Annotated in this window: 11 protein-coding genes; 7 read left to right on the top strand and 4 right to left on the bottom strand. The window is 43.0% G+C overall.

What is annotated here, in order from left to right; genetic code table 11:
- Positions 1-41: 41 nt before the first annotated feature.
- Positions 42-581 carry an STM3941 family protein gene (locus EAH55_RS04635; protein WP_121808646.1) on the top strand — a complete coding sequence of 180 codons (540 nt, stop codon included), beginning with the start codon at positions 42-44 and terminating at the stop codon, positions 579-581.
- A gap of 150 nt (positions 582-731) precedes the next feature.
- On the opposite strand, the gene EAH55_RS04630 is transcribed toward EAH55_RS04635, so the two are convergent.
- Complete coding sequence (locus EAH55_RS04630; protein WP_121808645.1) at positions 732-1,970, bottom strand: MFS transporter; 1,239 nt, start codon at positions 1,968-1,970, stop codon at positions 732-734.
- A gap of 143 nt (positions 1,971-2,113) precedes the next feature.
- Here EAH55_RS04630 and EAH55_RS04625 point away from each other — a divergent pair, with 143 nt between their 5' ends.
- Positions 2,114-2,995 carry a LysR substrate-binding domain-containing protein gene (locus EAH55_RS04625; RefSeq protein WP_121808644.1) on the top strand — a complete coding sequence of 294 codons (882 nt, stop codon included), beginning with the start codon at positions 2,114-2,116 and terminating at the stop codon, positions 2,993-2,995.
- A 42-nt stretch (positions 2,996-3,037) separates the two neighbouring features.
- Here the strand turns inward: EAH55_RS04625 and EAH55_RS04620 are convergent, their stop codons facing one another.
- From EAH55_RS04620 to tilS, 3 genes are all read right to left on the bottom strand, one after another.
- Positions 3,038-3,679, bottom strand: coding sequence for a hypothetical protein (locus tag EAH55_RS04620; protein WP_121808643.1), 642 nt, complete (start codon positions 3,677-3,679; stop codon positions 3,038-3,040).
- A 90-nt stretch (positions 3,680-3,769) separates the two neighbouring features.
- On the bottom strand, positions 3,770-4,252 hold the full coding sequence (locus EAH55_RS04615; protein ID WP_121808642.1) for a hypothetical protein: 483 nt from the start codon (positions 4,250-4,252) through the stop codon (positions 3,770-3,772).
- A complete protein-coding gene (tilS, locus tag EAH55_RS04610; RefSeq protein ID WP_121808641.1) occupies positions 4,249-5,586 on the bottom strand; it encodes a tRNA lysidine(34) synthetase TilS in 1,338 nt (445 codons plus the stop codon). The genes EAH55_RS04615 and tilS overlap by 4 nt, the downstream gene beginning before the upstream one ends.
- Positions 5,587-5,688: 102 nt before the next feature.
- On the opposite strand from tilS, the gene EAH55_RS04605 reads away from it, so the two are divergent.
- The 5 genes from EAH55_RS04605 (at position 5,689) to EAH55_RS04585 (ending at position 12,859) form a co-directional block, all read left to right on the top strand.
- Positions 5,689-8,211, top strand: coding sequence for an OstA-like protein (locus EAH55_RS04605; RefSeq protein ID WP_244228090.1), 2,523 nt, complete (start codon positions 5,689-5,691; stop codon positions 8,209-8,211).
- Positions 8,212-8,484: 273 nt separating this feature from the next.
- Positions 8,485-8,730 carry a hypothetical protein gene (locus EAH55_RS04600; protein WP_112570828.1) on the top strand — a complete coding sequence of 82 codons (246 nt, stop codon included), beginning with the start codon at positions 8,485-8,487 and terminating at the stop codon, positions 8,728-8,730.
- Between the two features lie 551 nt (positions 8,731-9,281).
- The gene (locus tag EAH55_RS04595) at positions 9,282-10,367 is read left to right on the top strand and encodes a Gfo/Idh/MocA family protein (protein ID WP_121808639.1); all 1,086 of its coding nucleotides are present in this window, start codon (positions 9,282-9,284) and stop codon (positions 10,365-10,367) included.
- Positions 10,368-10,370: 3 nt separating this feature from the next.
- A complete protein-coding gene (locus EAH55_RS04590; RefSeq protein ID WP_121808638.1) occupies positions 10,371-11,096 on the top strand; it encodes a 6-phosphogluconolactonase in 726 nt (241 codons plus the stop codon).
- Between the two features lie 47 nt (positions 11,097-11,143).
- Entirely contained in the window at positions 11,144-12,859 is a 1,716-nt protein-coding gene (locus tag EAH55_RS04585; RefSeq protein WP_121808637.1) for a GMC oxidoreductase, read from the top strand.
- Positions 12,860-12,869 lie beyond the last annotated feature (10 nt).

Raw genomic sequence — 12,869 nt, 5'->3', positions numbered from 1 at the left:
ATTTGGGACGGCTATTGTAACTTTTAAATAAATGTAACACTATGTATGATAGCGACCATTCTATAAAAATACCTATCAGCAACAGAAAAGTGACCCTTTTGATTTTTGGGTGTTTTGCTTTTATTATAATTGGCGTGTTTTTATGGTTTGAGGCGGATAATCAAATCAGATATCCTGTTATAGTTGTTAAAGCAATTTCGATTGCCTGTATCATTTTTTTTGGAGCAGGCATTTTACCCGGCTTTAAGAAACTCTTTGGTCAAAGAGTTGGGATGATTATTGATAATAAAGGAATTCAAGATAATACTGGGATTTCCAGGAGCAGATTCATAGACTGGAGTAATATTGAGGGCTTTAATATAATTTCTATTAGAAGTACGAAAATAATTTTAGTTTTTGTAAATAATTCTGATGAAATAATCCTCAAGGAAAGCAAATTGACACAATGTATTTTGCGGCAAAGCCAAAAGATTTATGGCACACCCATTTCGATTGCAAGTGGGACATTGAAAATAAGCTCAGATAGACTTTATACCCTTTTACAAAACAGGTACGAAATAGCGAAAAAATTTAAAAAATAGCATTGTTTAAAAAGTTATTCATTTCTGTCTAAGAAAACCTTTCGTAGTGATTAAAAATTTGTCATTGGATACAAACTAATGACGCTTTTATAGTGAAGCCCTCTCCAAACGGAAAGGGCTTTCACATTTATATAGGTAGATGATATAATTTTACTTAGCCAGTACCGCTTTGCCATCAACGCTTTCACCAGCCGCCTGCCTTTTTTTATACAACACAAATAATGCGGTGGCTAACACCCCAATAATACCCTCGATACAAACTGCACGGCGTGGGCCAACTTCATTGGCTAACCAACCGGCCATTAAACTGCCCACCGGGATCATGCCCTGGTAAGCCATCACGTAGTAGCTGATTGCTCTTGCCCTCATGCTCGGGATAGCGTGGGTTTGGATATAAGTGTTAATAGCAGATGTTTGCGCCATCATACCAACACCGGTAAAAACCATGAATGTTAAAGCGAAGGGCAATTTGCCTGCATAAGCCACCATCAGCACGCTGACGCCAAAAATAAGGCTCGCCGCGCTCATGATTTTCACTAAGTTTTTGCTGCTTTTTAAGTTAGCCAGATAAACCGCGCTGATCACCGAGCCTAAACCCGCTGCGCTCTCAAACCAGCTGAAAGTTTTGGCATCGCCATTAAAAATATCTTTGGCAAAAATGGGCATCAGTGTATTAAACGGGATTACGAACAAGCTGCTTGCGGTAAGCATCAGGATCATGCTGCTCAGGTCGCTATCGCCTGATACATACCTGAAACCTTCCTGCAATTCTGTCCAGATGCTTTTTTCTGAACGGACAGGTACAATGGTGTTTAGTTTCATCATAAATAAACAGGTAAGCACCGGCACGTAGCTCAGGAAATTACCAAAGAAACAAACATCCTCGCCAAAGGCACTTAATACTATACCTGCAATAGCTGGTCCTGCAATACGTGCAAGATTGGTCATGGTAGAGTTTAGGGCGATGGCATTAGGCAAATCAGCTTTATCATCAACCATATCTACCATTAATGATTGGCGGCAGGTTACGTCAAAAGCGTTTACAATACCCTGAAGCAGACTTAGACCAATAATAGCGGGGATATTATAGATCTTGAAAAAGATCAGGAAAGCAAAGGCAGCGGCCTGTAGCATAGATACCACCTGGGTGATAACCAAAATGCGGTAACGATTATGCCTATCGACAATGCTACCTGCATATGGAGCTAATATCAGGGATGGGATCAGGCTTACAAAGCCTACTATACCCAGTAAAAGGGCGGAACCTGTGAGGCGGTAAACCAACCAGCTCACTGCTGTTTTTTGCATCCATGTGCCAATGAGGGATATTGACTGACCGTAAAAAAACAGTTTAAAATTACGGTACTTTAAAGAGCGAAAGACATTCATTTGTTCAATTCATAACAAAAGCAAATTCAGGGGAGTACTTAATGCAAGACTATTGAATTGTTTTATGATGCAAATATCGCCCATATTGGTACATTTGTAAAATAGATTGTTTTAATAGAATTGATAGGCAAAAACGATTGATTATGGAATTGCGTCAGTTACAATATTTTGTTAAAGCAGCGGAAACCATGAACTTTACCGAGGCTGCTGCAGCTGTGTTTATTACGCAAAGCACGTTATCGCAACAGATCAAGCAACTGGAAGAGGAACTGGGCATGCTCCTTTTCGACAGAATAGGCAAACACGTACGCATTACCGAGGCAGGGCATATATTTTTAACCCATGCCCGTAAGATCCTGAATGACGTACAGCGAAGCAAGCAAGCCATCAGCGAGTTACAAAACGCCACAATCGGCGAGCTGAATCTCGGCGTTTCCTACGCTTTTACCTCTTTGTTATTACCGGCGCTGGCCCCGTTCAGTACCAAATATCCGGGTATCAAAATCTTTATTACTTACGGAAATCCCGAAGAATTGGAAAAGAAGCTCCGCCTGGCCGAACTGGATATGATCTTGGCGTTCCATAATGAAAGCGATGATGAAGACCTTGAAATGCAGGAGCTTTTCAGTTCGAGTGTAGTGATGGTGGTATCCAAAAACAACCCACTGGCCCAGCTCAAAAAAATAACCCTGGAAGAACTGGCCAAACAAGACCTTATTTTACCCGGTAAAGGTTTCAGCTCGCGTGAGTTTATTAATGAGCTGTTTAACCGTAAAAAGATAACCCCTAATATTAAAATAGAGTTGAATGATGTGCATTCATTGTTGGCCCTGGTTGAGAACGGACATTGGGCTACCATCCTGAATGAAAAAGCCATCATAGGCTGGAATAAGGTAATCGCCATTCCCATCGAATCAAAAGAGATCAAACGGCAATCATACCTCCTGTGGCAAAAAGGCGTTTATCGTAAACGGGCGGCCATTTTGTTTATCGAAGAATTGATGCGGGTAATGGAAAGTGAATAAATTAAGAAACCCCACCGATTTAGAAGGAGTAAAACCTGGCTTTTAAGCTAAAAAATCACAATTCAGTTTTTTGGGCGAGGGGCCAGTTTTAGAATTGCGCCACAATCGCCAATGATGAGAAGATAATTTAACAGGTAGGTTAGCCTGCAATAATTTAATATAGTTAATAGCCGGAGTGTCCAGTTCTTTAAATGGCAGTGTAAACCAAAGTGATATTGTGGAAGTTTTACCAACTCGCCAATATATTTGCGAGTTGTATAATCTTGGATCGATGATTGGTATTGTTTCCTGACCTGGTATTGCTTGTTTCGATTGTAGATCAGTAAAATAAAAACACCATAAAACTGAAAATGTAATATTCTGATTTTGCTGCTGAAGCTTAATAGCTTTGTTTATACTACCAGTTCTTAAAGTCCAATACCATATTAACCGTCGCGTCCCGATGTAATTACTTAATGAAAGCTTAGGCAAACCGAAAGCTAAAATCAATTTCCAAATAATCCTGGCATTATTATCATCGGTACTTTCAAACTCCAAAGTGAGGCGGGACGGTTTGTCAGCATTGGTTAAGTTTGAGGTAAAATGAGATAACGAATCGTAAATATCTAATGCAGAACGACCATTTACCTTATGTGCACCTCCCGAACTTATCGGAAGTCCACTATAGGATATGAAGTTTTCCATTTGATTTATTTTAAAATATTTCCCGCAGTCCTGTCCTTATGAGTGTTGTATATCCCTCGGTCGTGTCCCCACGGCCGCCGATAGCCAAAATTACTTCCTCATCTCTTCCCTTATCGCCCTTAAAAATTCGTTAGGGTGTTTGGAGCCGATGATATAAAGGAGGCCGTCACGGTCGGTAAGGTGGATAGCCTCGTTACCTGATGTAAAAAAGCGGATGGTACCTTTGGTGTGCAGGTTATAAACCGGGTTGTTGAACATGTAGCGGCTGTAAGTGCCCTTTTCGGCTTTAACAATACTGTTCAGATCTATTTTTACCAGTTTGGTTGTCCACAGGCCATCAAGCATAACGCTTTTATTTTCCACACGGGTGCGGAAATGCAGCAGGAAGCCCAGTATAATGGAAATAATGATGATGGCAAAGCCAACAACAACCAATAAATCGCCGTTACGCTCACGTTCGTCGGTAAAAAAGTAGGCGGCAAAACAAAACATGGCTAAAACCAGGCGTATGGTTAGCGGTATAAATTCCCGGCCGAGGTATTGCTTTTCAGTAAAAACAGATTTATCGCTCATGTTAGTTTAAACAGTTCGAAGATAGTAACTTTTTTAGTGTTATCACTCACTTTATACCTTTCGTCGGGGCGGTAGCCGCCAATCCACATAATTTCGCCGTTGCCGTTTACAAGGATAGGGATTTCTTCCTTTTGATGCAGCGGCACTTTCTGATTGATAAAAAAATCGCTTAGCTTTTTCTTCCCCTTCATTCCTAAAGGGAAAAAATAATCCCCCTCATTCCAGGTACGCACCCTGAGCGGATATACCAGTTTATCCGCATCTATTGATACCGCCATCGGGTTGTCCTTTACAATCAGCGCGCTATCATCGTGCAATAAATTCACCCTGTAAACGCCAAAATGGGCTTCATGGTCTGTATCGTTAATAATAATCTCAACCGGTAAAACGGCTGTTCTGGGTTTCAGGATGATAATATTCCTATCAATCAACAAGGTATGCGTCCCCGATTCAAATACCCGGCCGGAGTGTTTATCAAGCGAATCAATCAGGTCGTCAATAGTAGCTTCATTAAAGCCGTACTCGTTAAGTAACTTAAAAAGTAACAACCTTTTGGGATTAAGCTTCTTTACTTCAATAATGGATAAATAAATACCATCATCATGTATTTGCAGTAGCGTTTGCCTTAATTCCTCAAGCTTAAGCTCCAGCAGCAGCTCCAGATCGCGGAAATGCAGCAGGTTGTTTTCAAAAGTTTTTTCGAGCGAAGGGTTCAGCTCTTTCAGCTTAGGCACAACCTCCAGCCTGATCTTGTTGCGGGCATACTTTGCCGAGGCATTGGAGCTGTCCTCAACAAAAGTTAAACCTTCGGCAGTAACAATGGTCTGTATTTCCGCACGGCTAAGGAACAGCAGGGGGCGCACCAGCTTACCGTTTTTAGGTAAAATACCATGTAAACCGGCAATTCCGGTACCGCGTGTAAGGTTTAACAATATTGTTTCAACAGTATCGTTTTGGTGGTGAGCAAGCGCAATGGCCTCATAACCTGACTGCTGACTGATAGTATCAAACCATTGATAGCGCATATCACGCGCGGCCATTTGTATCGATATCTTGTTATCAGCAGCGTATTGCTCAGTATCAAAGTTTACAGTATGGAAAGGAATGTTAAGCGTTGCGGCAAGGCTGCGGGAAAAGGCCTGATCGCGGAGGGCTTCATCGCCACGCAGCTGAAAGTTACAATGGGCAATGCCAAAATCATAACCCGCGGCTTTAAGCAAATGCACCATTAAAACCGAGTCGATGCCGCCGCTTACAGCTGCCAAAATTTTGGTAGCGGGTGTAAATAAGCTGTTTTGCTCAACAAAATTAACAAACTGATTAACTGGCAGCATTCATCAAAATTATTAATTTAATAACCCCAACAAAAAACTAATTTTGCCATTGTGAGGAAATACGTTTTATGCTTTTTGTTTTTGGCGATAGCGACTGCAGCTATGGCTCAAAAAAAATCAATTGTAAACCTGATACAATCTGACAAAAGCACCGCCGGAAAAATTAATGGCAAGCAGATGTTCAAGGTGTATAAAGGCGTGTTTAAGCAGGATTATTCTATCCTACGATCAGACAGTGCCTACTTTTATCCTAATGAGAATGCCTTTGACGCCTTTGGTAACGTAAACATAAACCAGGGCGATACACTGAATATATTTTCGGATAAACTGAATTATAACGGCAATACCAAAACAGCCATCCTTACCAATAATGTTAAAATGGTTGACCGCGATGCAACCTTAACTACCAATTACCTCACTTATAATACGGCCAGCCGCATAGGTACTTACACAGGCGGCGGTAAACTGGTAAATAAGGATAACGTGCTTACCAGCAAAAACGGCTATTACTTTGCCTTCAGCCGCGACTCGTATTTCCGGTACGATGTAGTACTTACCACGCCCGACGCCCTGATAAAAACAGATACTCTTAAGTATAACACAGGTACACGTATAGCCTATTTCTTCGGGCCGACAAATATTTACGGCACTAAGGATAAGGACACCCTGTATACCGAAAATGGTTTATATAACACCGTTACTGAGCAGGCCTATTTCGGAAAGAAAAACTCGTACAGGCAAGGCACCAAATCATTAAAAGGCGACAGTCTTTTTTATGATAAACTGAAAGGCTACGGTCGCGCGGTAAAAAACATCACGTTTGAAGACCGCGAGCAAAAGGTAACCATAAAAGGTGATCTGGGTACTTACTACAGGGCCGAGGAAAAAACCGTGGTTACCGAAAACGCTTATGTAGTATTGATTTCCGAACAAAAGGATACCAGCAAAACCGATACAACAGTTAAACAACTACCGGTTGATAATAAAAACGCTAAGGCAACGGCCAAAAAAGTCACCGATCTAACAAAAATTGCCAATGCTATAAAACCCGATAGCAGCCGTAAAGCACCGCCCAATACCATGCCGGTTAAACAGCCGTTTGCCATAGGTAAAAAGGACAGCGCCAATGTTGAAATGGCAGCTGCACTGGCGCAGAACGCGTTGAAAAACAACAAAAACGCCAATGCCGATGCGTTGATCAAGGCAGCAACCCAGGCAAAGAAGGGCAACGAAAAGGTGATTGACTCGGCACTGAAGGCGGCAGCTCCGGCGTTGAAAAACAATAAGGACAAAGCCAATATTAAAAACATAGGCAGTTTGGCCGGCGTAGCCGATGCTATAAAACCAGGTGTTGCAAAAGTAACGGGCAAGCTGCTGCCTGCAAAAACGCCTTTGGCCACAAAAGATACCAGCCATATCAAACGCGATTCGATATACATGACTGCCGATACCATCGAAACGCAGATCATGACCTATAAAGACCAGAAAATTTACCAGGAGCGCCAGCGTACTCTACGTGATACCACTTTAAAACAACGCAAAGTGGCTGCTGATAAAAAATCATCGAAGTTTTTAACGGCTTATTATATAAAGGTACCTAAAGATACCAGCTACTTCCACCGTGATTTTTTTGGTAAGCCAAAGCCAATAAACGATTCGTTGCAACGCAAAAAAGACGCCCTTGCGGCTGTTAAAAAAGCAAAACAGGATAGCATATACCGTGTGCAAATGCAGCGCGACCCGGTTTTCAAGCAATATCCTGTTGATGTTAAAGATACGGCGCGCGTAAGGATGCTCATCGGGCATCACCATGTGAAGATCTTTAAATCGGATCTGCAGGCTAAATCTGATTCGGTGTTTTACAGTAACAGCGACTCAACCATGCGCATGTACGTAAACCCTATTATCTGGACACAGGGATCGCAGTTAAGCGGCGATACCGTGTACCTGCAAATGCGTAAGAAAAAGCTGGATAATATTGAGCTGTTCCCGTCGGCATTCATTGTAAATATCGAAAAGGATGATTCAACGCATTTTAACCAGGTAGCAGGCAAAAAAATGCGGGGATACTTTAAAGATGACAAGCTGGACCAGATGTATACCTATGGCAATGCCGAAACCATCTATTTTCAACGTGACAGCGGTAAAGTATCGGGTATGCAACGTTCATTGAGTAGCCGGATCCGCACCTCGTTCAAGAACAACCAGGCCAACCGGATTTTCTTCATAACCAAACCCGAAAACCGGTACATCCCTATAGAAAAAGTTAAGGAGGATGATAAGATCCTGAAAGGCTTTTTATGGAAGCCTAAAGAACGACCGGCATCTAAAGAGGATATCATAAAAAAACGACCTAAAAAGGCAGCATCATCAAAATCTCCGGCGAAAAACCCACCGGGTAAGCCGGGTGCCGTTAAGCCGGGAACAAACCTGAAGGTAGACAGCCTAAAAGGGGGCGGACAAAAAATGATGCCGGATAGCACCCTAAAAGTTGATACCGGGAAGAATAATCCCCTAAAAATTAAAAAGGATACGATAATCAAGAATTTTCCGCCAAAACTACCCGGAAATGGGCAGAAAAAGGACAGTATTGTTAACAAAACGCCATCTGTTAAGAAAAACTGACCCAAAATGAAAAAAAAGTAACATTTTTTATCAAAAAAATTAGTCTACTAATTCTATAGTGCTTATATTTGACTAATTGTTATTATCGATCTAACCAATTAGTTCTTTATGATAAATAATGAGGTCAGTCAACTTAAATTTAAAAAAGAGACAGCCGGCGGGCTATCTCTTTTTTTTCTGCCCCATTTTTAAAGCATGTTTAAACAACTGTTTTATTTATCAATAAAGTAAACATCATGTACCCCGGCGTGTTATCCCAATAAACAAACCGCCATGATTGATCAAAAAGACACCAAACCGGCTGCTAAAGATGGGAAGTACGAATTCCTGATCAACTACTCCGAACGTGAACTTACCTGCCGTGTTGAAAAAGAACAAAACAAGCTGCATGTTTTTATCGACAATAATATCAACGCCGAGCTTGAACTACAGGCCAACGGCAATCTTACCCAGGTAAGCGGCAACGCCCTACCCGACTCAACCATTGAGTTTATTAAAAAGCACATCATGGAGCAATAGTTGTTTGAGCCACGCTTTGCAGGTAAATTATAATCATTATCACCCTTGATATCGCTCAACATTTTCTGCTACATAATACCCGTAGTTATACAAGTAGAAAGTGATGCTTCATTCTTACCCTTCACATCAATAAAAAAGTTTCTGTCAGCAGGTAAGCTTCGGACGAAAGCGGGCAGAACATGGCGGGAAGTGCGGCTGCAGGGGCATAGCAAGTATTTGCAGAAGGGTTAGACTATGAGCGAACGGAGTGGGACAAGTTTTTGCAGCCCGTAGTTCTGCCCGATTTGCAGGGCAAGGGCCTGTGCGGAAAAGAAGCCTATCTGCTGACTTGATTTTTGGTTCTTTTTATCAAGAAAAAGAATAAAGCCTACCCGCGGCGATTGAGCGGGCCGATGTGAGTCAGGATACCACAAACGCTGTTATGTGTATTCAGTACATCTTCCAAAAGTTTTCAATTTTTAAATATTATTCGCTAATCTTGGGTAGTATTCTGAACCGGTTAAATCCTGCGCGCTGTTCCAATTATCGGCGCTTAATTATAGATACATTTTATGAACAAAACTAAAGTTGCCATACTGGGTGCCGGTTTTATTACCGATATCCATATGGAATCGTACCATCGCTTTATCCCCGAAGCCGAGGTTGTAGCCTGCTATGCCCGTAACCCCGAAAAAGCCAAAGCCTTTGCCGAAAAATATCATATAGCCCAGTGGTTTGATGACATTGATAAACTGATAGCCGAATCAGGCTGTGAGGTAGTAGATATCTGCCTGCCTAATTATCTGCACGCCGAAGCCACGATTAAAGCCGCCAAAGCGGGCAAGCATGTCATCATTGAAAAGCCGCTTGCTGTTACGCTTGAAGAGGCCGATGAAATGATTGCCGTATGCAAGGCCAACAATGTAAAACTGATGTATGCAGAAGAGCTCTGCTTCGCGCCAAAATACGAACGGGCAAGGCATCTGGTTAAAGAGGGCGCTATTGGCAATATCTATATGCTTAAGCAGGGCGAAAAGCATTCGGGCCCGCATTCGGATTGGTTTTATGATATCAACTATGCCGGCGGCGGAGTGATCATGGATATGGGCTGCCATGCTTTGGGTTGGTTTAGGTGGATGCTGAACAATGCCAAACCTAAAAGCGTTTATGCCAGCATGAGTACCGTGCTGCATAAAGGCCGCACTAAAGGCGAGGATAATTCGGTAATTATTGTTGAGTTTGAAAACGGCGTAACTGCCGTGGCCGAAAATAGCTGGGCCAAACATGGCGGTATGGACGACCGTTGCGAAATTCACGGACTTGGCGGCGTTATTTATGCTGATTTATTCATGGGCAATGCCGCGGTAACCTACAGCAGGGATGGATACGGCTACGCTATGGAGAAATCGGACACCACACAGGGCTGGAGCTTTACCATTTTTGAAGAAGCCTTTAACCAGGGGTATCCGCATGAACTGAAACATTTTATTGACTGCGTACAGAATGACAAAATCCCGCTGGTAACCGGCGAGGATGGCAGGGCTGTACTTGAGCTCATCTATGCCGCTTACGCATCGGCCGGGGCCGGAAAAAAAATTGAGTTGCCATTTTCGGCAAAGATTGATAAACCCGTAAATCTTTGGCTCAATAATAAATAGAAAATGAAACTACATATACATCCTGATTATAATACCATGTCGAAAGCGGCCGCCGATTTAGTAGTTACCCTGGTTAGCCAAAAGCCCGACGCGCTGATCTGCTTCCCCTCCGGCGATTCGCCAACCGGCATGTTTAGCTACCTTGTTCAATATGCAAACCTCGGCAGGGTTAATTTTAGCCAAACCCATTTTGTTGGGCTTGATGAATGGGGTGGGCTTGACCGTACTAATGACGGTAGCTGTACCTATTTCCTTGAGAAGCATTTTTTTACGCCACTTAATATTTCGCCTGGCAAAGTGAAGTTTTTTAATGCCGTTGCCGACGATCTTGATGCCGAATGCAAGGGGATGAATAAACATATTGAAAACCTGGGCGGCTTGGATATGATGGTGGTTGGTATAGGGCTTAATGGCCACATTGGCCTTAACGAGCCAGGGGCCGATTTTCATTCGTATGCCCACCACTCGCCTTTGGCACCTATTACTATCGATGTAGCTCAAAAATATTTTACAAGGGATACGGTTTTAACCGAAGGTATTACCCTTGGCTTACGCCACCTGGCCGAAGCAGCTGTGCCGGTACTTATAGCCAGCGGAAGCAAAAAAGCACCCATTATAGCCGAGGCCCTGCAGGGATGTGTTACCAATGATATACCTGCTTCCATATTTAAAACATTGCAAAACGGGCAGGTATTTCTGGATGATGCCGCGGCAGCACAGCTCAACTAAAACCTATTGGCAATTAAATAGTTTATTAACCATAACCAATTGTACCCATGCCTGATGAACCTAAAAATACTGCTGATCAGTTTACTTATGATGCCATAGTAATAGGCTCAGGTATCAGCGGCGGGTGGGCTGCTAAAGAGCTTTGCGAGCAGGGCTTAAAAACTCTGGTACTTGAACGCGGCCGTGATGTGCAGCACATTAAAGATTACCCTACGGCAACCATGGATCCATGGGAGTTTAAGCATCGCGGCGAAATGACAAAATCTTTTTTGAAGGAAAACCCACTCATTAGCCGGGCGGCAGGGTATGGGGAAGATGACGCACATTTTTTTGTGAAGGATAAGGATCACCCGTATATACAGGAAAAACCTTTCGACTGGATCCGCGGATACCAGGTTGGGGGTAAATCGCTTACCTGGGGACGGGCTTGCCAGCGCTGGAGTAAGTATGAATTTGAAAATCCGGCACGTTTTGGTTATGGCATTGAGTGGCCCATTGGTTATGATGATGTAGCGCCGTGGTACTCACATGTAGAGAAATTTATAGGCGTTTGTGGCAATAAGGATGGCATTGAAGCTATGCCTGATGGCGAGTTCCTGCAGCCTTTTGATATGAACGCGGTACAGGAACATATCAGCAAAAAGATAAAAGAAAACTACCCCGACAGGCACCTCGTACATGCCCGCTGGGCGCATATTACCAAGCCGGAGCAAATCCATATCGATCAGGGCCGGGTTAAATGTATGGCGCGCAACCTTTGCATGCGCGGCTGTCCGTTTGGGGGCTATTTCAGTTCGGTAAGTTCAACGCTACCTTGGGCCAAAAAAACAGGAAATCTCACTATAAGGCCATTTTCGGTGGTGCATTCTGTTATTTATGATGAAAAGCTGGGTAAAGCTACTGGTGTAAAAGTTATTGATACCAACACCAAGCAAGAGTTTACATACAAGGCGCGCGTTATTTTCATGAACGCTTCGGCGTTGAATACTAACCTTATCCTGCTAAACTCAAAATCAACTCGCTTCCCCAACGGGCTTGGTAATGATAATGGCTTACTGGGTAAGTATATCGCCTTTCAAAATTACCGGGCATCGGTAACTGCCGATATGGATGGCTTTTTAGACCGTTACTATTTCGGCCGAAACCCAACAGAGCTGATCCTGGCCAACTACCGTAACCTGCATCAACAGGAAACCGACTATAAAGGCGGCTTCACCACTTTTATGGGCGCTTACCGTAACCGGGGACCAAAGGAAACTTCCGAAGGCGGGATAGGAGGTACTTATAAAGATTCGCTTACTGAACCGGGAGGATGGAGCGCTTACATGTACCTGCAAGGCGAAACCATACCGAAAATCAGTAACCATGTGCGGTTAAGTCCGGATAAAAAAGACCAATGGGGGATTCCGTTGTTGATAACCTCTGTTGAGTATGACGATAACGATGAGCGCATGATCCAGGACTTTTTAACTCAAACTGCCGATATGTTTGAAAAAGCCGGGTGCACCAACATTCAGAAGCATGAAAACAAACAGGCACCGGGCCTGGATATTCACGAAATGGGTGGGGTACGGATGGGTAAAGATCCTAAAACATCGATGCTTAACCAATGGAACCAACTGCACTTGTGTAAAAATGTATTTGTTACAGATGGCGCCTGTATGGCCACTACCGGAAACCAAAGCCCATCTATTTTGTATATGGCTTTAACAGCTCGTGCCGCTACTTATGCCGTGGGCGAAATAAAAAAGGGAAATCTTTAAAACTTACTAA

The sequence above is a fragment of the Mucilaginibacter kameinonensis genome, assembly GCF_003675385.1.
Lineage (GTDB): Bacteria > Bacteroidota > Bacteroidia > Sphingobacteriales > Sphingobacteriaceae > Mucilaginibacter > Mucilaginibacter kameinonensis.
This window is presented reverse-complemented; position numbering and strand designations above follow the sequence as displayed.